Genomic DNA, 22,082 nt, shown 5'->3' on the forward strand with positions numbered 1-22,082 from the left:
CGGACCGATGGCAACCGGGGTTAGCGGGTCGGCTGGCTACGACGGGCGGTCGTATGCCACGATATTGGCGACAGTACGTACCTGAACGAACCGATGGGAGCGAACGTGGCCGCCACGGAACTGGAACCCGCCAAGAGCGCTGGTGTCGTCACCAAGGTCGACCCCGCCGAGGTTCCGTCCGCCGCATGGGGCTGGAGCGGCGAGTCGCGTCGCGCCGCCCGCGTCGCCGGTTGGGTCGTCATCGTCATCCTGTTGGCCATGCTGTTCGAGGGGCCGCAGGGCAGCTCCTCCGGTACGGGCAATACGGGCTACTTCTTCCTGATCGGCATCTCGATCCTGATGGCCGCGATCCTGATCCGCGACCGGTGGTTGCAGGGTAAGCCCCGGTAGGTCCGGCTCAGGCGGGCTACCGACCGCGACGACGAGGTGACCTGATCCGCGCGGGAGGTGTCTTCTTCGCGGCGGGGGTCTTCTTCTTGGGCGGCTGCTTGTTCTTGCGTTGCGGCGGAACGGTTTCCGCACGCGCGGACGGGGAGCGCGAGCTGCGGGCCGTGCGGCCGCGGACGATTCCGATGAACTCCTCGACGGTCTCCCCTGCGTTATCGATCGGCCACGCCAGGGCGATCTGGGTGTCGGGGGCGTCGGTGATGCGGCGGAACGTCAGATCGCGGCGATGGTGCAGGCGAGCCAGGGAATGCGGCATGATCGCCGCGCCGCCGACCGCCGCGACGAGTTCGATGGTGTCGGCCAGCGCGTCGATATCCGCGGCGTCCTGCATGCGTTCGGAGGACAAGTCGGCGAGGGCGACCTCCTCGAACAGGGAGATCGGATGATCCTTCGGGATCACCACGACCGGGCTCTCGTGATACAGCGGGATGGCGTGCATACCCTCCCGGTCGATGGGCAACCGCACGAAGCACATATCGACGCGACCCTCGCGCAGCGCGGCCTCCTGCTCGGCCTGGGGCACACCGATCAGGTCCAACGGACTGTCGGGAAAACGCTCAGCCCAGACCCGGCCCCACCTCGTTACGACGACACCCGGCACATAACCCACCCGCAGCGCATCCGGAGCAAACCCACTCATTCCAGTCAGGGTATTGCACCGCTCACCCGTCGAGACACTTCAGCTCGGTGATGTAGGGGCGCAGGCCGAGAGCCATGTCCACGCAGGCGGCCAACAGGGCATCGCGTTCGTCCCGATCGATGCGGCGACCGATCGCCAACCGGGTGCCCAGGATCGGGGCCGGTAGGGCGTCTCCGGTGCGGTCCCACCACAGGTGATTGTCGGCGAGTTCATCGCCACGCCTGCTCCAGCCCTCCGGGGTGCGGATCAGGCTCAGCCGTCCCATCTCCACGCCGAACAGATCCAGGATCAGCAGGCGGAACACCTCGGGCGTGCGGGGCTCCTCGGGATGGGGCACGAAATGACACAGCGTCCCCGCCGTGATCGAGACGGCGGTCGCGGTATCGGTCACCAGGATCAGGCCGATCTTGGTACCCGCGGCGGTCCGCAGCACCGTCGGCGCGTCGCGGCTGGATTCGACCCGGACGCGATAGCCGTCGCTGTAGGTGATCAGGTGGATGTCGCCGCGTGTTTTCGTGCGGCCCAGCGACATCGGGAATCTCCGGCCCGGGGCGGCGGGCTCCACACGTTCCGCGACGGCCATCGGATCCCCTGGGCCACTGCGAAACTCGATCCGCGACCCACCCGATGCCGCACGCACCACCCGCCCCTCGATCATCATTGATCCGCTCCACGGGTCCGACATGCGTCGATCGTAGGACTGTGAGATCGGTCTCACTCGCGAATCGCGCAGCGAATCCGATTGGCGCGCAGAGAAAGGGCGAAGCCCTTACCGCCCGATTCGGGAGAAAATCTACGGTTCGTCGAGGGGATTGCGGCGAATTCCTCCGGCGAGACCGCTCGCGACGGCCTCGGCGGCCGTGCAACCGGGCTTACGCCGCGCCTGATCCTCGAAGCGCCCCGCGAATTCCTCCACCAGATCCAGCCGAGGCCATCGCGCGAGCACCTCCGCCCGCAGTCCGGGTTCGAGGAGGTCCACTCCGCGCCCGGAGATGTCGATCGCCGTCGAGGCCTCGAGCAGATAGCCCTCCGGATCGACGGTCACCTCGACCTTGTCCCACATATGCCGCACGATGATCTCCAGCAGCCGCTGCCGCCGCGGGACCGACCATCCGGCCCCCGCCGCGAACACCCGGGCGACATGGCCGCCCGCCTCTTCGAAAGGCACTGTGTGGCTGTCGAATTCGGCAACCAGCCCGATATCGTGCAGCACCGCGGCCACATACAGCAGCTCGGCGTCGAATTCGATCCGCTCCGCGCGCGCCAGCGCGACGGCCCAGACATAGGACCGCACCGAATGATTCAGCAGCGCAGGCGAACAGTACTCCGTTGCCACCAGCAGCGCGCCGCGGGCGGCATCGGTGTCGGGCAGGATCACATCGGCGAGTTCCACCCCATCCACGCTAGCGGTTCGACGACGCCACCCTGCTCTTACGTTCGATCGCGGTCGTCATCGCGTCGAGTCCGATCAGGTTGAACGGGTGGCCCAGTGAGCGCATCAGCGAATTCTGCGTGGGGCGATAGACACCATGTTTGGCATATACCGCGCCTTCGTAAGTGCCGACCACGCCGCCGTCGGGAGACTGCTTGCCCAGGTACTGATACCACTTCGTGTGGTGCTGCCGCATCTGGTCGCCGGTGTAGACCGAGGCATTGGGCTCGCTGGGTTCGCTGCCGGTGTACTGGTCGTCGGGGTAGTCGTATTCATCGGCGAGCCCCCCGACCGAATGCCCGAGTTCGTGCAGCACGATCTGCCCCGCGCTGGCATTGCCGCCCGACGAGGTGGCCACCGTTCCGCCCGCGCCGCCGTAGGTGGTGGTGTTGGCCAGCGCGATCACCTGATCGACCTCCGGCGCGAGCCGGGCGTATTGCAACGCCTTGGTCTCGTTGACGCACAACAGCCGCTGGGTGCCCCCACACCAGAAGGTCATATTCAGAGCGGTGTTCCGATGGGTCCCCCGCGGATCGTTGCTCACACCGGATTCGGGCGACACGACCTCGACCGCCCACACATTGAACGACTGCCGATGCGACTTGAACGGTTCGATCTCGGCGATCTCATTCCACCGATCGATCGCATGCTGCCGATAGAGCCCCAACTCACCAGCGGTATACCCATCCCCCACGAACACGAGATCGAACCGCTCACTCGACGGCCCGGTCTGTTGAATGGCCACCACATCGGCCCGCACCCCCGCCCGCGGCGCGGGCGCCTCCTCCTGCACCGGCACAACGACCCGCCCGATACTCCCATCGGGCGAAAACACCTCCCGCTGTTCATATTCGGCGGCCGTCCCGGTACCGGTGGCCACCCCGCCGACAATCAGCACACCGACCGTGACCACACCGAGCAGTCGTGACAAGACCATTAGCGAAGCTCCTGAATTATGTTGCTGGACAGGCTGATCCATCTCGATACGCGGCCAGGGTAGCCGAGGGACACACCGGCGGTCAGGGTTTCGCGGTGAGGCTACGGGCCCGATCGACAGGCTCCCCCAACCGTGGTAATTCACCTCCGTCCCAACCGAATCCCGATGACGGGTGCGGCGGCCGCCTATGATCACCCACACAGCTGGATGTGGAGATGAGCCATGACTGCAGCAGTCGACGCTGGTGGGTATTCCCGGGTGATCGCGCCGCCGGGGTGGAATCGGTGGTTGGTGCCGCCCGCGGCGTTGGCCATACATCTGGCGATCGGGCAGGCGTATGCGTGGAGTGTGTTCAAGGCGCCGCTCGAGGGGGCCATGCATATCTCGGGGACCGGGAGCGCGCTGCCGTTTCAGATCGCCATCGTGATGCTCGGGCTGTCGGCGGCGTTCGGGGGGACCGTGGTCGAGCGTCGCGGGCCGCGGTGGGCGATGACGGTGGCGCTGGTGTGTTTCTGTTCGGGGCTGGGCATCTCCGCGCTGGGGGCGGCGGTGAACGCGTATTGGCTGATCGTGTTCGGGTACGGATTCGTCGGGGGGATCGGGCTGGGGATCGGCTATATCTCGCCGGTGTCGACGCTGATCCGCTGGTTTCCCGATCGGCCGGGTATGGCAACGGGTTTCGCGATCATGGGATTCGGCGGCGGGGCGCTGATCGCCTCGCCGTGGAGCACCGAGCTGCTGTCGGATTTCGGCCACGACCACGGCGGCATCGCCGCGACCTTCCTGGTCATGGGGCTGACCTATGCGGTGTTCATGTCGGTGGGGCCGCTGCTGGTACGGGTGCCGCCGCCGGGGTGGCGGCCGACCGGCTGGGTGCCACCGACGGTGTCGGCAAAGCTGGTGAGCGGCAAAGAGGTTGCCGCCAACGACGCGATCCGCACCCCGCAGTTCTGGCTGCTGTGGATCGTGTTGTGCTTCAACGTGACCGCGGGCATCGGGATTCTGGAGAAGGCCGCGCCCATGGTCGTCGACTTCTTCGCGCATACCGCGACGCCCGTATCGGCCACCGCCGCAGCGGGTTTCGTCGCGGTGCTGTCGGCGGGCAATATGGCCGGGCGGATCGGCTGGTCGTCGCTATCGGATGTGATCGGCCGCAAGAACATCTATCGCGGCTATCTGGCCGTCGGTGTGCTCGCCTATGTTCTGGTCTGGTCGGTGGGCCGGACCGACAAGGCGGTGTTCATCCTCGGGGCCCTGGTGATCCTGTCCTTCTACGGCGGCGGATTCGCCACCGTCCCGGCCTATCTGAAGGATCTGTTCGGGACCTATCAGGTCGGCGCCATCCACGGCCGGCTGCTCACGGCCTGGTCGGTGGCGGGCGTGGCCGGACCGTTGATCGTCAATGCGATCGCGGATTCCGGTGCACGGCACGGGAAATCGGGTCCCGCGCTCTACGGGCCGTCGTTCGCGATCATGATCGCTCTGCTGTGCATCGGCTTCGTCGCGAACGAGCTCATCCGTCCGGTCGCGGCGAAGTATCACCGGACGGCCGGGATCCCGGCCGTCGTCGCGGAGGGAGATCCGGCGTGACCGAACCCGAGGGCCCGGCTCCACGCCGCATCCCGCTGCTGATCCTCGCCTGGGCGTGGGTCGCGATCCCGTTCGCCTACGGCCTGGACCGCCTGATCGTGAACCTGCTCAAGCTGTTCCAGTAAGCCTCAGCCGTTGCCGTAGATCCGATCCGGCGCGACCAGCACGACCGTGCGCCGTTCGGCGGCCATGACCCGGTCGTATTCGTCCCAATCCTCGTGGGTGCCACCGGCCGCGGTGAACACCTCACGCAACAGCAGCCGCAGCCGCTCGCCGTCGATGCCGGGAACCGGATCGTCGGGGCCCACGATCCACACCGACCCCTCGACGGTGCGCCATTGCCAACCGACCCGGACGACGACCGTCATCCGCCCCCGGGCGCGCAGGTTGTCCAGCTTGCGCGTGCCGCCGAGCAACACCATCCCCACGACGCGCGCGCCGGTCTCGGGATGCGCCAGCACCCCGGCATTGACGAGCGACGACTGGATCGTGCCGTCCGCCCGCAGGGTCGATACGACACACAGTCCCTGATCGCCGGCGATCAGCCGTTCGAAGTCCGCAAGATCACTCACACCCGGAGTCTACGGAGCCGAGCCTGTGGCGGCACCGACACGCGGTGGGTGTCGGTTCGCGAACGGAACATTCGCGTTCACGCACTCTCATCCTCAGGTGTTCTTGTGGCCGTCGATCGACTCACGCAGGATATCCGCGTGCCCGGCATGCTGTGCCGTCTCGGCGATGACGTGCACCAGCACCCGGCGAATGCTGCGCGCCGCACCGGGTTCCAGCCAGGGCGCCTCCGGCAGCGGACGGGTGGCCGACAGGTCGGGGGCGGCGGCGATGATCTGCTCGGTGTCGGCGGCCACCCGCTCGTAGCGCGCGAGGATTTCGGCGAGTGTGTCGCCGGGCAGCATCCGAAAGTCGTTCTCGTGGTCGATCGCCCACTGCGGATACCGCCGTGCGGTGCCCGCCGCCAAATCCGCCCATGTCACGCCGTCGGGCAGATCGAAGCGCATGGCCGTGGGATCTCCGGCGACGAAGCGCATCCATTCGGCCTCGGTGGAGGCGACGTGTTTGACGAGGGCGCCGACGGACAGCGTGCTGGCCGTCGGGCGTGCGCCCGCCTGCTCGTCGCCGAGTCCGCGGGTGCAGTTGATCAGGGCGGTGCGCGCGAGCGCGAGTTCGGTGAGCAGCTCGGCCTTTTCGGTGTCCAGGCCCGCGGCGGTCGAGGCGGTGGAAGCGGTCATGGTGGTCGAATCCCTTCGGTCGTCATCCGGTACGAGACCACGATCGCAAGGGAAGAGGTCAGCTTGTGTCCGCTACTCGAGGCAGTATCGGAGATATGCCGAAAACCTCAGCGCGACTGCTGGCGCTGCTCTCGTTGCTCCAGACGCGCCGGGACTGGCCCGGCGCACTGCTGGCCGAGCGGCTGGACATCAGCCAGCGCACCGTGCGCCGCGATATCGACCGCCTGCGCGAGCTCGGCTATCCGATCGCCGCGGCCAAGGGTCCGGACGGGGGTTATCGGCTCGGCGCGGGAACCGAACTGCCGCCGTTGCTGTTCGATGACGAGCAGGCCGTGGCGCTCGCCGTCGCCCTGCAGATCGCCACCTCCTCCGGCGCCGGGATCGCCGAGGCGGCCGCGCGCGCACTGCAGACCGTCCGGCAGGTCATGCCCACCCGGCTGCGCCACCGCATCGACACACTGCGGATTACCACCATCGATATGCCTGCGGCACTGCGGGATTCGCCGGTCGACGTGCATGTGCTCACGGCACTCAGCGGCGCGGTCCACAACCACGAGGTGCTGCGATTCGACTACGCGTCCGGACCGGGAAGCGACGCCCCCACGACTCCACCGCGGCGAGTGCAGCCGCATCATCTGGTCGTCCGCGGTGGGCGCTGGTATCTCGTCGCCTGGGACCTCGACCGCGACGACTGGCGGATCTTCCGCGCCGACCGAATCACCCCGCGCATCCCGACGGGACCTCGTTTCACCCCGCGCCCGCTGCCGGGCGGGGATGTCGCCACCTTCGTGACGAACAGGTTCCAGGGCTCCGACGGCCTCGGCGGATGGCCCTGCCGCGGTGAGGTGATCCTCGATCTGCCCGCCGCGGTCGTCGGACGGTTCATTCGCGACGGTGTGGTCGAGGAACTCGGTCCGGACCGCTGCCGACTCGTTCTCGGATCGTGGTCATGGGTCGGATTGGCCGCAGCCATCGGCACATTCGACGCCGGTATCACGGTGGTCGGCCCACCGGAACTCGCGAACGCCTTCACGCAGTTGGCGCGCCGCTTCGCCGACGCTGCCGCGTCGTCGGCATAGTGGGTGCCCGACGAGAGAAGTCCATGGGATGGATCAGCGCTGCGATCGCAACGATTAGCTCTGATAGACGCCAGGATCTGCAGCTTCCCCATGCTATCGTTGCCATAGCACTGTTAATGGTTCAAGCCCAACGCTGAGCTGGGTAATCAGCTCGATCTGCTCAGCTTAACACTGTGATAGCAACGATAGGAGGCGGGATGACACGACCGAAACCTCGACGACGATCGCGGAACGAGACGGGTCCCCTCGCTTCCTTCGGCACCTTCGTGGCGGAACGGCGACGCGCTCTCGCACTGACCCAGCTCGATCTCGCCGATCTCGCCGACGTCGGCGTCTCATCGGTGCGCACCTTGGAAGCTGGCCAATTGTCACCAACCCTCGCGATCACCTTGCGCATCCTCGACGCCCTCGGGCTGACACTCGTCAGCATGCCGCTGGCAGATGCGCGAACCCGCGGTGGCAGCACTGCCGAACTGCGAGCCGCGGAGGCGCAGCAGTGACCATTCCGGCCGATCTCGCCCAGCTCCGGACCATCGACGGCGCCGATGTGTACAAAGCCGGCAGACTCGCCGGATACCTGCGCCGCGAACGCGACGACGTGGAATTCGTCTACGCCGAACCATATCTCGCCGATTCCGAAGCGCCCCGCGTCGCGTTCACTCTGCCGAAGCGAGCGGGGATCTTCAGGGCGACCGGAGGATCGGTCCCATCCTTCTTCGCCGGTCTGCTGCCCGAGGGGCTGCGCCTGACGGCCGTCACGACAGCCGCACGGACCAGTGAAGACGACCACTTCAGCATTCTTCTGGCCGTAGGCGCGGACACAATCGGCGACGTCCAGGTGCTGCCCGCCGGAACGCTTCCTATCGATCCGAAACCCCTGTTCGATCAGACTGACACCACCAGTGCGGATTTCACGGCGTTGTTCACCCGCGCCACGTCCACCGACGCTGACGACCTCGACCGCACCGCGCTGCCCGGAATCCAGATCAAGGTCTCCGCACAAATGATCTCGACACCGATTTCCAGCACGCGCGGACCAGCCATTCTCAAACTCAACCCACCCGAATATCCGCTCCTGGTCGAGAACGAGAACTTCTTTCTCGATATGGCTGCCGCGTGTGGCATCCGCGTTCCCTCCCATCAACTCGCTGTCGACAGATACGGGCGCACGGCACTGTTTGTCGATCGGTTCGACCGCGCCGTCGCGAATGGCCGGATCCGCCGCTTGGCCCAGGAGGACGCCTGCCAGGTTCTCGGCCGATACCCGGCCGCCAAGTACCGGATCACATTGCAGGAAGCCATCAAAGGACTCGCCGACGCTGTCACCGAAGGCCGTGGCTCACGTCCCCTCGCCACCCTGCAGATGCTCGAAGTCGCCGCATTCAGTTACCTCATCGGCAATGGCGACCTGCATGGCAAGAACTTGTCGATCCGACAGAACCTCGACGCCATCTGGGAAGTCACCCCGGCCTACGACCTGCTCAGCACCCAGCCGTACCTGAGCTGGAACGATCCCATGGCCCTGTCGCTCTACGGACGAGACGGGAAGCTCACCTATCGCTGGTGGGCAGAAGCAGCCATTCGCCTCGGCGTCACCACACGAGCCATCAATCGCAGTCTGGCACGGATCATCGACGCATCAGAACCCTGGATCGATCGGGTCGGGGAGATCGGCTTCGATGCCGAAACGACTCGTCACCTGGCAGCTCTCATCACGGAACGACGCAAGGAACTCCAACAACGTCCGACGTGACGGTTGATCGTCACAGCACGCACGGACATATCTGAAGGATTGGGCACCGGGATCGTGGTGATCAATAGGGTGAGAGCCATGGGATCTCGGTGGTGGCTCATCGAATCCTGGCTGCGTGTCCTGCCGACGTCGGACAACCTCGCGAGCCACGTGATCACGAGCCGACTCCGGCCGATATCCTGCAACTGGCCAGGGTCTCCAACCGCTGGGCCGATGCGAACCCCCGAAGCTGCCGCCCAGCGCACCGACATCACGGTTCTCATTGCGGCACAGAGCGATTGCTCCGTGCGAACTATACTTACGGATCCGCCGCACCTGCCGACGGAGACAGCAAGGCGTCGCGACCAGGCGGTGCGTTCCACCGCGGTTTGCACTCAGCGATTTCCTGGTCGCGACCGATAACGTCATCGAATCGGACATTGCAGATCGACACCTCCGAATACCGTCCACTCACTGCCGATCCGTTGCACCGGAAGGCAATTGGGGGAAACCCCAGGGGATCGACTGACCGATGGCTACAGTTGTAGTCAACGCTGTTGGGGTGGTTACGGCTTGAAGGGGACACAGTGCTCGACGCGCGTGATCACCAACTCGACGCCGGTAACCACCAAGGCAAGTTCGGAGCCGACTACATACGCGTCCTCGCTTCAGCCGCGGGCTTGAGCTGGTCACAGGATGACGTGGACTTGGACGGGGTCGATCTGTGTATCAAGTTACCGGGCCGTACCCCGCGCGGTTTCTCGCCGCGGATCGATGTGCAGGTGAAGACCGTCTCTACCCTCCAAACCCGAAGCGGGCTGATCAACTTCGACGGGCTGAACCAGCAACAATTCAACAAGCTCGCGGGTCCTGGCTTCACCGTGCCGCGTTACCTGTTCGTCGTTCATGTTCCGCGCAGTTCGAATCACTATGCCGATCTGCGCACCGCCGGGTTGTTGCTTCGGCATATCGGCTACTACACATCGCTCAGCAGCCTCGACACACTGCCTGACCCGGACGTCCGACGGCGACTACGGGTGAAGATCCCGATGAGCAACATCCTTACTGCGACCAGCCTGCGCGCACTAGTCACTGAAAACGCCTCACTACCGATCGGATGACGGTACCGATGAGACGAGTGCCGACAATCGATGATGTGGCCGGATACCTGCGTGGGCACGGCTGGGCCGTCACCGGCCAATGGCGCACCGCGAATGTGTGGACCTGGCAGGACTTCGACGTGCTCGTCCCACCCAGCGATGGTGTCGCCGACGCGACAATCAGGTTGCGCGAGCTGGTGCAGTGCGTCGCCGACGCGGAAGGTCGGTCGCCGACCGCTGTCTGGCGCGATATGACCGCTCCGGGGGTGGACATCATCGCCTACCGCACGCAGGCCGACCGCGGGTCGATCACGCTTCCGGCGGGCACCCGCACGATCCTCGCGGTGCGCGATCTGATTACGTTCTGCGCGCAAGAGGTTGCGGGCGAATCCCATTCGACTCATCACGACACCCCGGATAGCGCGGTCGGGGCCTTGCTGGAACGCTCGCTCTTGACGCCCAGCGAGGGGGTGGTTGGTCTCGATATCGCTCTGCCCATCGACGCAGACGATCCGGATCCGCTCGGACGGCTGACGGCGTTGCGTCTGCTGCACGGCTCCACGGCTGTGCGGCATGCCGCGTACTCGTCGGACGACGATGCCTTCGAACAAATCCTTCGTCAAGGCATCTCGCCGACCTCGGGCGAGGTTCTCGCCGAATTGGCTGGTCCTGGCGAAACTCTCGCTTTCGAACTGGGTTTCCACTGGTCCTGGCTGATGCCGAGGCGAGACGTGACCGTGCAGTTTCCACCAGGGGCAGGCGAGCGAATTCGCCGGGGAGGCAGGCGCGTCGAACCGGCACCCCTGCCTCCGGTTGGCGTCGTCGAAGGACCTGTCATCAGTCTGTCCGACGACCCGAGTAGCGGCCGGTGGCACATCAAGGTGCGTGGCGTGCTCGTAGTCGACGGTGCCGCGACCGGAAGAACACGGCTGGTGAACGTATCGCTCGGCGACAGTACCAATTACGAGGCCGCCATCACCGCCCACCGGAATGGACACACGGTCCGAGCGGTAGGAACCGTCACCGGTAGCCCCGCTGGAATCAACGTCACCGCAGCGGGATTCACGGTGGCTGACCGAACACAGATGTGAACTATTGGAACGGAACGGGATTGACATGTTCGATGACCGGTTGACCTCGAGTGAACGTTGTGTCTTGCTCGTCCTGATGGCCGAGGCGCGTGAGCTCACCAATGCCGAACTACACGCGGTCGCGGGCATCAAGCTTGACGGCAAGTACCGCAGGCACCTCAATGCTCTCGATCTGGTCAGCAGCACGATGGTGAATCGCGCGTTCGTGCACGAGCTCACCGACCGCGGGGCAGTGTGGTGCGCCGAAGAGTTGACCCACCCGCGCCCCGCTCGATCCGGTTACGCCGGCGGAGCGCTGTACTCCGTGCTAGGCGGTCTGCGGCGCCATCTCGACGATTCCGGACAGACACTCGCCGACATTTTCCGGCCGGATGTGGCGAGCCAGGTGGAGGCAGCCTATGCGGAGCTGACGCGCAAAATCGGCATGCCGCTGCGACTTTCGGTACTGCGCGAACGGTTGGATGCCATACCTCGCAAAGATGTCGACCGGGCCCTCGCGGTGCTCGCCCGCCGCGGCGACGTACATGTACGCGCCGAGGCAGACCAGAAGACCCTGACAGACCTGGACCGGGAAGCGGCGGTGGTACTGGGTGGCACGCCACGACATGTGCTTACCATCGAGGCCGCACAGTGAACGAGGAACATCACCACGCGCTCGCATCGATCCAGTTCAGCAGCGTGCTCAGCGCCGATCAAGTGTGGAGCCCACTGAACTACCATGTCGACGGCCTGCATCCGGTGGCGGTGGACGAGATCGTCCGCGCAGTACAGGCTGCCGAACGTCGGCCTGACAGCACACCGCGTGGGCTGGTGCTCAGCGGCGAGCGCGGTGTCGGTAAGACACATATGCTCGGCTGGCTCCGGCACTATGTTCAGCAGCAGGGTGGCTCGTTCTTCATGCCCAAATTGATTGTGGGTCAGTCATTTTGGGCCGGTGCGGTACACGGTGTCGTCAACCAGTTGCTCGCTCCCGACGGCGGGCAACTCGGCCGGATGCTCAACACCCTCGCCGACATCGCGGGCTGCGGGAAAGAGCTGCGAATGCGACTGCACGGCATGATCGCCGTTCGCAGGCCAGAACTCGACGAATTCATCGAGCGGATCGAAGCACTCGACGAGCAAGTAGCGTTGCAGTGCAAGGACACACTGCGCGCATTGGTGCTCTACCAAGCCAAGCGGGAACTGCGGGAGGTCGGGTACAGCTTCCTCGCCCTTGCCGATGGCATCGACGAATCAGACCGCACCGCTTGGGGATTCCGTCGTCGCAACGACGCGCCACAGTTGATATTCCAACACATGATCCGGTTGTTCGCGCTGACCGGGCCCGTCGTGCTGGCACTCGACCAAGTCGACACCGTAATAGCCGAGTCCGGCGAGGACGACGAGAACAACCTGGCGAGCCAGCTCGCCGATGGTCTCATGCAGATGCGTGAGGAAACCGTCCGCACACTGATAGTCGCCGCATGCCTCCCGCAATCGTGGGATCTGATCGCGACGCGTGCGACGAACTCAGTCGAAGACCGCTTCAAGGTTCTTGGACTCTCGACCGCCATGCCTTCCGCGGCACTGGCCTCCGCGATCGTCGAACGACATCTCGGAAGCCTCTACGGGGAGGTGGGTTTCGAGCCGCCGTACCCGACATGGCCGGTACTGCCGAAAGCATTCGACGATCCGGATGTACCCAACTTCACGCCACGTCGGCTGCTCCAACTGGTGGAGATGCACGCAAGCCGGTGTCTGGCCGAGAACACGGTCAGCGAGCTCGCCCATTTCGGTACATCCGACCAGCCGGCACCAACCCCTGCAGTACCAGCCCCTGCTGAATTGACAACCCTGGACAAGCGGTTCACCGACCTGCGCTCCGCCGCGGACGTGATCGAACCGATGGATCCCAGACACGAAGACACCCTGATGTTCTCGCTGCTGAACGCCGCGCTGCACTGCTACGTGCTCGAGCGGCGAGGCGAGCAGGAACTGACAGTCGACCCGGCGACGATCGTCCAGCCCGCCCTGCACGCCCGGCTACGCCGGACGCTCGACGAGGCCAATGAGGATGAGGAACACTGGAGCTTCCGTGCCATCGCCCACAGCCACCACCGAGCCGTACTGACCCGGATGCGTTCGGCCTGCCTAGAGGCCGGGATCCATCCGGGGGCCAGGAAGAGGCACCTCGTCATTCTGCGCAACGCACCCTTCTCGACCGGTCCGGTAACGACTGCGGCTGTCGCCGAATTCGAAGTCTCACAAGGAATCGCGCTACCGATATCAGCCGAGGATCTACGAACCTTCTCGGCGTTGCGCACGATGCTCAGCGAAGGTGCGCCGGAATTTCTCGGCTGGCTGGCGGTTCGGCGACCGGCAAGCGGATCGCAGTTGTTCAGCCGAGTGTTCGCTGACGATCGGGCCGGAGTCGTTGCGCCGGAATCGCTTTCTACCGGTGAGACGGAAGCATCGAATGCGAGCGAAGAACAACTGATCGACGTTGGGGCAGAACGGTTTACCGCAGTCGAGGGTGAGCGATCCACCGTCGCCTCCACAACGGCGTCGGCATCCGCCGCGCCCTCCACCGATCGTGACGAACCGTCGATCGTGCTCGGGCGCAACGTCGAGACCGGGCTCAGCTTCCAGATTCCGTTGATACTGCTGAGGAAGCACACCGCGGTGTTCGCGGGCAGCGGATCAGGTAAGACCGTCCTGCTCCGTCGCCTGGTCGAAGAGGTTGCGATTCATGGCGTTTCATCCATTCTGATCGATACCAACAATGACTTGTCCCGGCTGGGCGACCGGTGGCCGTCGATGCCGGACGGTTGGGGGAACAACGACCCCGCCCGCGCCGACCGCTACTTCGCCGACACCGAGGTGATCATCTGGACGCCCCGGCGGGAAGCGGGCCGCCCGCTCGCACTGAACCCGCTCCCAGACTTCGGCGGAGTGCTCGATGATCCTGACGAGTTCCGAACCTCTATCGACGCCTCAGTCGCCGGCCTGATCTCCCGCACTGGCCTGACCGCGCGAAAACTGCGAACAGGCACCGCGGTGCTGACCCAGGCGCTGACCTCTTTCGCCAGGTACGGTGGTTCAGACCTCAACGCTTTCGTCGCATTGCTCGGCAATCTGCCCGAAGGGGTGAGCACTGTCCGCAATGGTGCCAACCTGGCAGCAGACATGGCCGACGAACTCCACGCGGCCATGATCAACGATCCCGTGTTCGGCGGTGTCGGCGCCCGCCTCGACCCCGGCGAGCTGCTCACTCCGACCGCAGGTAAACGCGCCAGGATCTCGGTGATCAGCTGTATCGGGCTGCCCACCGACGAACAACGCCAGACCTTCGTCAATCAGCTCGAATTGGCGCTGTTCGCCTGGATCAAGCGAAATCCCGCCGGTGACAAACCGCTCGGCGGCCTGCTCGTTCTCGATGAGGCACAGACCTTCGCCCCGTCACGCGGTACAACAGCGTCCACGGAGAGCACCCTCAAGCTCGCGACCCAGGCCCGCAAGTACGGCCTCGGCCTCGTGTACGCAACCCAAGCGCCGAAAGCACTGCACAACATGGTTACCGGCAATGCCGCAACCCAACTCTTCGGCAGACTGAATGCCTCTGCGCAGATCCAGGCTGCCCAGGAATTGGCCCGAGCAAAAGGCGGTCGAGTCGACGACATCTCGCGCCTACCCGCAGGCAGGTTCTACGGCGCAACCGAAGGTGCCGGCTTCAGCAAGATCACGACCCCCATGTGCCTCAGCTACCACCCTTCCAGCGCACTCACCGAGGAGGAAGTTCTCGACCGCGCCCGCCCCGAGCCTCAGTGAATCCTCGTCTGGACGCACATCCCAGACATGCTGCCCGCCGTGAACGTCGGAGACACCGCGATTACTTCGACCTCGCTGCCGACACCCCTTCTCCACTCCAGGCATGGTCGAACACACGGATGGAAGCAGTGTTTGGATGTGCTCCAGGCATTTCGCTCGTCCCTGGCGGAGTTGTCGCACACCGGCAGGCCGCTCCTCGACAGCGACGGGCTTGACGTTCAGTCAACACACTCCTAAACTCTGATCATCCGAGTCTAGAGTTTAGGAGTGGAAGATGGCTTTGCGGAAGATCGATGTCGACGATGATGTCTTCGCGTACCTCGCTGACGCAGCCGAACCGTTCGTAGAGACAACGCCGAACGATGTACTGCGCAGAATTCTGCTGCCAGACAAGGCCGCAGGCTCACCATCGGGGACAACTGGCATGCTCACACCGCTGATCAGCGAAGGAAAGCTCAATCCCGGTGACCGGTTGGTTCACCACCAACCGCGAAAACAACGCACCTTCCACGCCACGGTGGCCTCCGACGGGTTCATAGAACTCGACAATGGCCTCAGGTTCGCAGCGCCCTCACCTGCGCTGAGAGAATGCGTCGGCAACCAGATCAATGGTTGGGAGAACTGGGTAGTCGAACGCATCAACCGACCCCTCGGAGATCTGCGAGCGTAGAGCGCTGTACCGAGGATGGCGATCAAGCACCGGCGTGTTCGCCTCAGACCGCCGAACACGCCGGTTCGACTGTAACTACCCTTCGGCGGCGAGTTGTCCGCAGGCGGCGGCGATTTCTTGGCTGCGGGTGTCGCGGACGGTGCAGGGGACGCCCCGGGCATTGACGCGGCGAACGAATTCGGCCTCAACAGGTTTGGGGCCTGGCGTCCCATTTGCTGCCTGGGGTTGGGTTCAGCGGGATCAGGTCGACATGCACTCGCCCAGCGCCTTGTGCAGCTTTTGGCCGAGCATGTCCGCGCGCCATGGCTGGTCGTTGATGTCGCGGATCAGCGCGTACTCGATGGAGACACGGCGGCGGGACTTGTCGGCGTAGTAGCGGGCGGCATCGAGGACCTCCGCGATCGGCCAGCGGTTGTTCACCAGGACCAAAGTGTCGCGCAGTTCGTCGTCAGGGGTGTGCAGAGAGACAGCGAGGGTGACCGAGAGGTCTTCGTCGGCCGGCTTATCGGCCGAGGTGGCTGTTCGCGGCACGTCCGGTCAGGACACGCCAGGGGTCCTGGACACCCGGTAACAAGCCATGTCTGCCCGCGATAGGCAGTTACCAGCCCGTTCGTCCGGCTGCAATCGCGCAGATGCATATCTTGCGTCTACATCAGCGGAATGAGAAATCGATGACGGCACCACAGCCGTTCCCGCACCCTCGACGGCAAGGCGCCTGGACGGTGTGGTGGCTCACCGCTATCACACTCGGCGTTTACTACCTAGTCTGGTATGACCGGATCGGCAAGGAACTAGCCGGGATGACCAACAACGAGCGCACCACGTGGACCAGATGGTGGTCGCAGCTCATCCCGATCTACGGGCTCGTCGGTCTGTCCCGAACAGCCAAGCGTCTTAACCAAGCCCATATTCTCCTCGGGTCGACCGTGCGCGTCTCACCTTTCGTGACATGGTTCTGGGCAACCTCGTGGTTCGGATCGCATACTCGTTATCTGCAGCGTCGAATCAACACTCTGGCCGAAATTCGGGATGCACAGAGGGCGGGCGAACAGTCATGACTGCACCTCAGGCCCCGCGGCCCGGCCAATATCCCCGGCCCGGTCAGTACCCCGGGCAACCGCGGAAGCGTCACATATGGCCATGGATCCTGATCGCCGTCATCGTGGTGATGTTCAGCAGCTGCGCCATCCTCGTCTCCACCGCCGGCCACGAGGCGGCGAAGGCCGTCACCGGCACCAGCAGCAACCTCAGCGCGGCAGACGCCCGCGCAGAACTGCAGGCACACAACAGCCCCGCGCCTGCAACGGGCATCGCGACACGCACCACGATCCCGCCACTGACCGCGGACCCGTCGACCGGGCCCGGCAAGACCATCGTCTACGAAGTGGTGTCCAACGGCAGCCTGTCCTCGGTCACCTACTTCGACGCGCTGTCCGCAGAGCAGCAAGACACAGACGTCCCCGCGCCATGGTCGATGACGGTCGACAACACCTCCACCTACCCCATCGCAGGACTCGGCGCACAAACCAACGGAACCTCCGTCACCTGCCGGATTACCGTCGATGGAGCCGTAGCTGACGAGAAGACCTCAACCGGGCAGTACGCGGTCGTGGACTGCTCTGCGTCGGTGTCGAGATGACAGCACCGCAATCATAACCCCCAAACGACACGGTCACCCGTGCCGACGAGGCTGCCATGCCGTGGCGGTCCTGTTGCCGCCGACACTCCCACGAATCGCCGACCCTTACAAGAAAAGGACCAGAGCTGGCCGCAGCTGGTCAACTGCACGGACGCTGCTGCAGCGCACCGGCATTCGGCCCGAGCCTACGAGCGCACCTTCCTGTAGAGATCCAGCAGCTCGGCGTTCAGGGCGACGATCTCCTCGTCCTTTTCATCTCGTTCCGCCTCCAACCGATCGTATCTGCGACGCAGCAGAATCCATTGGTCATGCCAGTCGATGAGGCTCGGATCCCGTGGGCGACGGCATCAATCAACCGTCGACCGGCAATCGGCAACTCAACGACGCGGCCATCGCCCGAGTCGCCGAAAGCCTTTGCCAATGCGACACGTTCACATCCCATCCGGTCAAACGAATACATGATCCGTCCTGTCCTCGAATGCGCTCGGCGAACCGCCGCGCCTCCCTCCGCTTCGTCCCAGCAGCGTATCGCCCACCACCGACAGGGCAGCGTCATCCACACCCACCCGGCCCTGATTGATCGATGACAATAGAAACGAGAGATCCCCACTCGGAAAGACCAGGATTCCGCTGATTACATACAGTTCGCTGGACTCTCTGTTGGAATCGAGTACCGACGAATCGACCTGATGGCGGTGGCTCAGCCTTCGGCCGCCAGCTGCCCACACGCCGCCGCGATCTCCTGGCCACGAGTGTCACGCACCGTGCACGGCACGCCCTGGGCCTCCACCCGCCGAACGAACTCTCGCTCAACAGGTTTCGGCGACGCGTCCCACTTCGAACCCGGAGTCGGATTCAACGGAATCAGGTTCACGTGCACCCGCGAACCAAGCGCCTTGTGCAACTTCTGACCCAACATATCCGCACGCCACGGCTGATCGTTGATATCGCGAATCAACGCGTACTCGATCGACACCCGACGACCGGACTTATCCGCGTAATACCTTGCAGCATCGAGCACTTCGGCTACCGACCACCGGCTGTTCACCGGCACCAACGTATCCCGCAGTTCGTCATCCGGAGTATGCAACGACACAGCCAAAGTCACCGACAGATCCTCATCGGCCAGCTTACGAATCGCCGGAGCCAAACCGACTGTCGACACGACGACGTTGCGCTGAGAGATACCCAAACCGTCCGGAGCCGGAGAAGTGATGCGGCGCACCGCATTCACCACCCGCTTATAGTTCGCCAACGGCTCACCCATGCCCATGAAGACGATGTTGGACAGGCGACCGGGGCCACCGGCGACCTCGCCGTCGCGGAGGGCGGCGGCCGCGGCGCGGACCTGGTCGACGATTTCGGCGGTGGAGAGGTTGCGGTTCAGTCCGCCCTGGCCGGTCGCGCAGAACGGGCATGCCATGCCGCAGCCCGCCTGGCTCGAGATGCACAGGGTGTTGCGGTCCGGATAGCGCATCAGCACGCTCTCCAGCAGCGTGCCGTCACCCGCCCGCCACAGCGACTTGCGGGTGGTGCCCTCGTCGCACACCACGTGCCGTACCTCCGACAGCAGCGGGGGGAACAGGGCCTCGGCCACCTTGGCGCGCAGGGGCGCGGGCAGGTCGGTCATCTGTTCCGGATCCGCCTGCAGGCGGCCGTAGTACTGCCGGGCGATCTGGTCGGCGCGGAACTTGGGCAGACCCAGCTCCTCGACCACCTTGCGCCGCTCCTCCGCGTCGAGGTCGGCGAGGTGTCGCGGCGGCATGCCGCGGCGCGGGGCATCGAATACGAGGGGCAGGGGGGTCGTCATAACCTCTCCAGTGTCCCATCCGTTCGCGGCCGCCAGGCGCGAGGGCGGCGATATCCCGGTCACATCGCACGACATGCCACGGATCGATGGGGCGATAGACGTGTACTGGCCATAGCTATCGGGAATGATCGGGATATGACCAGCGACGCAGTTCCGACCCCGGGCCCGGATCCGGTATCGCGCGCGAGCGGCGACCCCATCCCTCCGGCCCCCACAGGCGCACCCGTCCCGGCGTCTCCGACCCAGACCAAGGCGCCCGCCAAACACAGCCGTCCCCTGCGCACCCGCGCCGGATACACCTGGACCGCCCTGGTCGCGGCCGCGATCCTCGGCATCGTCCTGCTGATCTTCATCCTGCAGAACTCCGATCAGGTCCAGACCCATCTGTTCTTCTGGGACTTCACCCAGCCGCTGGGCGTCACCATCCTGCTGTCGGTGATCGCGGGCGCACTGGTGATGGCGCTGGTCGGCGGCTGGCGCATCCTGCAGCTGCGCCGGGCGGCCCGGAAGGGCTGATTACAGCAGCGCGGTGAACACCAGCCAGGAGACCAGCGCGGAGGGCAGCATCGAGTCCAGGCGGTCCATGATGCCGCCGTGGCCGGGCAGCAGCGTGCCCATATCCTTGATGCCGAGTTCGCGCTTGACCTGGGATTCGATGAGGTCCCCGCAGGTTGCGACGAGCACGACGGCAACGCCCAGCAGCACGCCGATCATCGAATTCGCCTGCAGCAGCAGCGTCACCGTGAGCAGACCGCCGATCACGCAGAACACCAGCGACCCGACGAAACCCTCCCACGACTTCTTCGGACTGATCGCCGGAACCATCGGATGCCTGCCGAACAGCACCCCCGCCACATAACCGCCGACATCCGAGCAGACGACCAGGATCATGAACGTCAGGACCCGCAGATTGCCCTTGTCCTCGAGCAGCAGTAGCGTCGCGAACGAGGCCAGCAGCGGGATCCAGGACAAGACGAACACCGTGATCGCCGTGTCGCGCAGGAAGTTTCGCGGCTGCGCGCCGAGCCCATGATCGAACAGTCGCCACGCCATGCACAGCAGTGCCGTGGCCCCGAACGCCCCCACCACGCCCTGGGTCCCATACGGCCAGGACAGCCAAATGATCGCCTGCCCGCCCACGATCAACGGAATGCGCGGCACCAGCACACCGGCCTCGCGCAGCCGCTTGGCCACCTCCCAGGTGGCGACGGCGATGGCCACCGCGATCACACCGATCAGAATCTTCGGCGCGAACAACAGGATCGCGATGAGCGACAGTCCCAGCGCGAACCCCACGGCCAGGGCCGCGGGTAGGTTGCGACCGGCCCGCGAAGACTTACCGCTCGGCTGCGCCTGCGGTTCGGGTGCCTCCTCGGCGGGTGCACCGTTCACGTCGCCGGCCGACACCGTGTCACCGGCCGCGGTTTGTTCGGCCACGATTGTCCCGTCGCTCACTTGTCATCCATTTCGTCCCCCACGAGCGGTCACCCCGGATCGGCGCGCGCCGGCCGGGCCTAGACCTCGAGCAGTTCGGATTCCTTGTGCTTGACCAACTCGTCGATCTGGCCGACGTACTTGTGGGTCGTCTTGTCCAATTCCTTTTCGGCGCGGCCCACTTCGTCCTCGCCGGCCTCGCCGTCCTTCTGGATGCGGCTCAGCTCCTCCATCACCTTGCGACGCACGTTGCGAATGGCGATCTTCGCATCCTCGCCCTTGCCCTTGGCCTGCTTGACGAGCTCGCGACGACGCTCCTCGGTCAGCTGCGGGATCATCACGCGAATGATGTTGCCGTCGTTGGTGGGATTGACGCCCAGATCCGAATTGCGGATCGCGGTCTCGATAGCCTGCAGCTGACCCTGCTCATAGGGCTTGATGACGACCATGCGCGGTTCGGGCACCGTAATGCCCGACATCTGGGTGACCGGCGTCGGCGAGCCGTAATAGTCGACGACGATCCGGTTGAACATGCTCGGATTGGCGCGACCGGTTCGAATCGAACCGAGGTCGTCCTTCGCCACCGAGACGGCCTTCTCCATCTTCTCCTCGGCGTCGAAGAGAGCTTCTTCAATCACGACCGTTTCCTCCACAGCGTCATCATGTTCGGCCCGTTCAGGACCGAACCAGTGTGCCGATCTTCTCGCCGGCCACTGCGCGGGCGATATTTCCCTTCGTCAACAGATTGAACACCAGAATCGGCATCTGGTTGTCCATACAGAGGCTGAACGCGGTGGCATCGGCGACCTTGAGCCCCCGCTCGAGACACTCCTTGTGCGTGATCTCGGAGAACATCTCGGCATCCGGATCGAGCTTGGGATCCGCGGTGTACACCCCGTCCACCGCCTTGGCCATGAGCACGACCTCGGCGCCGATCTCCAGCGCGCGCTGCGCGGCGGTGGTGTCGGTGGAGAAGTACGGCATGCCCATACCCGCTCCGAAGATCACCACGCGGCCCTTCTCCAGATGACGCTTGGCACGCAGCGGGATGTACGGCTCGGCCACCTGGCCCATCGTGATCGCCGTCTGCACCCGGGTGTCCACGCCCTGCTTCTGCAGAAAGTCCTGCAGCGCAAGGCTGTTCATCACGGTGCCGAGCATGCCCATGTAGTCCGAGCGGGCGCGGTCGAGGCCGCGCTCCTCGAGTTCGGCGCCGCGGAAGAAGTTGCCGCCGCCGTTGACCACCGCCACCTGGACACCAGTCGAGACCACATCGGCGATCTGCTCGGCGACCGTCTGCACCACGTCCGGGTCGAGTCCGACCTTGCCGCCACCGAACATCTCCCCACCCAGTTTGAGAAGTACTCGGCGATAGCCCTTACGGGCCGGTTCCGGGTCCGACATCGGTCTCCATTCTCTTCGGCAGC

Annotated in this window: 24 protein-coding genes and 1 pseudogene; 14 read left to right on the forward strand and 11 right to left on the reverse strand. The window is 64.9% G+C overall.

The annotated features are described in order from the left end of the window. The first annotated feature begins 105 nt into the window (after nt 1–105). Nucleotides 106–390, forward strand: a complete 285-nt coding sequence (locus tag ACIA76_RS38235; RefSeq protein WP_397159477.1) for a DUF2631 domain-containing protein — start codon at nt 106–108, stop codon at nt 388–390. 16 nt (nt 391–406) lie between these two features. On the opposite strand, the gene ACIA76_RS38240 is transcribed toward ACIA76_RS38235, so the two are convergent. From ACIA76_RS38240 to ACIA76_RS38255, 4 genes are all read right to left on the reverse strand, one after another. Further along, nucleotides 407–1,087 (reverse strand): LysR family substrate-binding domain-containing protein, encoded by a 681-nt coding sequence (locus tag ACIA76_RS38240; protein ID WP_397159479.1) that lies wholly within the window; start codon nt 1,085–1,087, stop codon nt 407–409. Between the two features lie 22 nt (nt 1,088–1,109). Further along, on the reverse strand, nt 1,110–1,772 hold the full coding sequence (locus ACIA76_RS38245) for a hypothetical protein (RefSeq protein WP_397159481.1): 663 nt from the start codon (nt 1,770–1,772) through the stop codon (nt 1,110–1,112). A 108-nt stretch (nt 1,773–1,880) separates the two neighbouring features. Continuing rightward, complete coding sequence (locus ACIA76_RS38250) at nt 1,881–2,480, reverse strand: HD domain-containing protein (protein ID WP_397159483.1); 600 nt, start codon at nt 2,478–2,480, stop codon at nt 1,881–1,883. 10 nt (nt 2,481–2,490) lie between these two features. Beyond that, complete coding sequence (locus ACIA76_RS38255; protein WP_397159485.1) at nt 2,491–3,456, reverse strand: M64 family metallopeptidase; 966 nt, start codon at nt 3,454–3,456, stop codon at nt 2,491–2,493. 222 nt (nt 3,457–3,678) lie between these two features. Between ACIA76_RS38255 and ACIA76_RS38260 the strand changes: the two genes are divergently transcribed. Both ACIA76_RS38260 and ACIA76_RS38265 read left to right on the forward strand, forming a co-directional pair. Further along, nucleotides 3,679–5,046: an OFA family MFS transporter gene (locus tag ACIA76_RS38260; protein ID WP_397159487.1), complete on the forward strand. Its 1,368-nt coding sequence runs from the start codon at nt 3,679–3,681 to the stop codon at nt 5,044–5,046. Further along, nucleotides 5,043–5,171 carry a hypothetical protein gene (locus ACIA76_RS38265; RefSeq protein ID WP_397159489.1) on the forward strand — a complete coding sequence of 43 codons (129 nt, stop codon included), beginning with the start codon at nt 5,043–5,045 and terminating at the stop codon, nt 5,169–5,171. Before ACIA76_RS38260 ends, ACIA76_RS38265 begins: the two co-directional genes overlap by 4 nt. 3 nt (nt 5,172–5,174) lie before the next feature. Here ACIA76_RS38265 and ACIA76_RS38270 read toward each other — a convergent pair whose 3' ends face one another. Together ACIA76_RS38270 and ACIA76_RS38275 are read right to left on the reverse strand one after the other, a co-directional pair. Further along, nucleotides 5,175–5,618 carry a pyridoxamine 5'-phosphate oxidase gene (locus tag ACIA76_RS38270; RefSeq protein WP_397159491.1) on the reverse strand — a complete coding sequence of 148 codons (444 nt, stop codon included), beginning with the start codon at nt 5,616–5,618 and terminating at the stop codon, nt 5,175–5,177. A gap of 93 nt (nt 5,619–5,711) precedes the next feature. Next, the gene (locus tag ACIA76_RS38275; protein ID WP_397159493.1) at nt 5,712–6,293 is read right to left on the reverse strand and encodes a DinB family protein; all 582 of its coding nucleotides are present in this window, start codon (nt 6,291–6,293) and stop codon (nt 5,712–5,714) included. 95 nt (nt 6,294–6,388) lie between these two features. Here ACIA76_RS38275 and ACIA76_RS38280 point away from each other — a divergent pair, with 95 nt between their 5' ends. The 8 genes from ACIA76_RS38280 to ACIA76_RS38315 all read left to right on the forward strand — a co-directional run bounded on the left by ACIA76_RS38280 (nt 6,389) and on the right by ACIA76_RS38315 (nt 15,772). Further along, nucleotides 6,389–7,372 (forward strand): helix-turn-helix transcriptional regulator, encoded by a 984-nt coding sequence (locus tag ACIA76_RS38280; RefSeq protein ID WP_397159495.1) that lies wholly within the window; start codon nt 6,389–6,391, stop codon nt 7,370–7,372. Between the two features lie 197 nt (nt 7,373–7,569). Continuing rightward, on the forward strand, nt 7,570–7,872 hold the full coding sequence (locus ACIA76_RS38285; RefSeq protein ID WP_397159497.1) for a helix-turn-helix domain-containing protein: 303 nt from the start codon (nt 7,570–7,572) through the stop codon (nt 7,870–7,872). Next, nucleotides 7,869–9,125 carry a type II toxin-antitoxin system HipA family toxin gene (locus ACIA76_RS38290; protein ID WP_397159498.1) on the forward strand — a complete coding sequence of 419 codons (1,257 nt, stop codon included), beginning with the start codon at nt 7,869–7,871 and terminating at the stop codon, nt 9,123–9,125. The genes ACIA76_RS38285 and ACIA76_RS38290 overlap by 4 nt, the downstream gene beginning before the upstream one ends. 566 nt (nt 9,126–9,691) lie before the next feature. Further along, nucleotides 9,692–10,225: a DUF4365 domain-containing protein gene (locus ACIA76_RS38295; protein WP_397159500.1), complete on the forward strand. Its 534-nt coding sequence runs from the start codon at nt 9,692–9,694 to the stop codon at nt 10,223–10,225. A 245-nt stretch (nt 10,226–10,470) separates the two neighbouring features. After that, nucleotides 10,471–11,295 (forward strand): hypothetical protein, encoded by an 825-nt coding sequence (locus tag ACIA76_RS38300; RefSeq protein ID WP_397159502.1) that lies wholly within the window; start codon nt 10,471–10,473, stop codon nt 11,293–11,295. Nucleotides 11,296–11,320: 25 nt separating this feature from the next. Continuing rightward, the gene (locus tag ACIA76_RS38305) at nt 11,321–11,929 is read left to right on the forward strand and encodes a hypothetical protein (protein ID WP_397159504.1); all 609 of its coding nucleotides are present in this window, start codon (nt 11,321–11,323) and stop codon (nt 11,927–11,929) included. Further along, on the forward strand, nt 11,926–15,102 hold the full coding sequence (locus ACIA76_RS38310) for a helicase HerA domain-containing protein (protein ID WP_397159506.1): 3,177 nt from the start codon (nt 11,926–11,928) through the stop codon (nt 15,100–15,102). Before ACIA76_RS38305 ends, ACIA76_RS38310 begins: the two co-directional genes overlap by 4 nt. Nucleotides 15,103–15,376: 274 nt before the next feature. Continuing rightward, on the forward strand, nt 15,377–15,772 hold the full coding sequence (locus ACIA76_RS38315) for a hypothetical protein (protein ID WP_397159508.1): 396 nt from the start codon (nt 15,377–15,379) through the stop codon (nt 15,770–15,772). A gap of 75 nt (nt 15,773–15,847) precedes the next feature. Here the strand turns inward: ACIA76_RS38315 and ACIA76_RS38320 are convergent. Further along, nucleotides 15,848–16,276: pseudogene (locus ACIA76_RS38320) on the reverse strand (23S rRNA (adenine(2503)-C(2))-methyltransferase RlmN); the annotation flags it as partial. Between the two features lie 167 nt (nt 16,277–16,443). Here ACIA76_RS38320 and ACIA76_RS38325 point away from each other — a divergent pair. Then, the gene (locus tag ACIA76_RS38325; protein WP_397159510.1) at nt 16,444–16,830 is read left to right on the forward strand and encodes a hypothetical protein; all 387 of its coding nucleotides are present in this window, start codon (nt 16,444–16,446) and stop codon (nt 16,828–16,830) included. A gap of 110 nt (nt 16,831–16,940) precedes the next feature. Next, entirely contained in the window at nt 16,941–17,411 is a 471-nt protein-coding gene (locus tag ACIA76_RS38330; RefSeq protein WP_397159549.1) for an MmpS family transport accessory protein, read from the forward strand. Nucleotides 17,412–18,111: 700 nt separating this feature from the next. On the opposite strand, the gene rlmN is transcribed toward ACIA76_RS38330, so the two are convergent. Then, the gene (gene rlmN, locus ACIA76_RS38335) at nt 18,112–19,221 is read right to left on the reverse strand and encodes a 23S rRNA (adenine(2503)-C(2))-methyltransferase RlmN (protein WP_397159512.1); all 1,110 of its coding nucleotides are present in this window, start codon (nt 19,219–19,221) and stop codon (nt 18,112–18,114) included. A gap of 135 nt (nt 19,222–19,356) precedes the next feature. On the opposite strand from rlmN, the gene ACIA76_RS38340 reads away from it, so the two are divergent. Continuing rightward, on the forward strand, nt 19,357–19,737 hold the full coding sequence (locus ACIA76_RS38340) for a lipopolysaccharide assembly LapA domain-containing protein (RefSeq protein WP_397159514.1): 381 nt from the start codon (nt 19,357–19,359) through the stop codon (nt 19,735–19,737). On the opposite strand, the gene ACIA76_RS38345 is transcribed toward ACIA76_RS38340, so the two are convergent. The 3 genes from ACIA76_RS38345 to pyrH all read right to left on the reverse strand — a co-directional run bounded on the left by ACIA76_RS38345 (nt 19,738) and on the right by pyrH (nt 22,059). After that, complete coding sequence (locus ACIA76_RS38345) at nt 19,738–20,661, reverse strand: phosphatidate cytidylyltransferase (protein WP_397159551.1); 924 nt, start codon at nt 20,659–20,661, stop codon at nt 19,738–19,740. A gap of 74 nt (nt 20,662–20,735) precedes the next feature. Next, on the reverse strand, nt 20,736–21,293 hold the full coding sequence (frr, locus tag ACIA76_RS38350; protein ID WP_397159516.1) for a ribosome recycling factor: 558 nt from the start codon (nt 21,291–21,293) through the stop codon (nt 20,736–20,738). A gap of 37 nt (nt 21,294–21,330) precedes the next feature. Beyond that, the gene (gene pyrH / locus ACIA76_RS38355) at nt 21,331–22,059 is read right to left on the reverse strand and encodes a UMP kinase (protein ID WP_397159518.1); all 729 of its coding nucleotides are present in this window, start codon (nt 22,057–22,059) and stop codon (nt 21,331–21,333) included. Nucleotides 22,060–22,082: the final 23 nt, after the last annotated feature.

The sequence above is a fragment of the Nocardia sp. NPDC051570 genome (assembly GCF_044454005.1).
Classification (GTDB): domain Bacteria; phylum Actinomycetota; class Actinomycetes; order Mycobacteriales; family Mycobacteriaceae; genus Nocardia.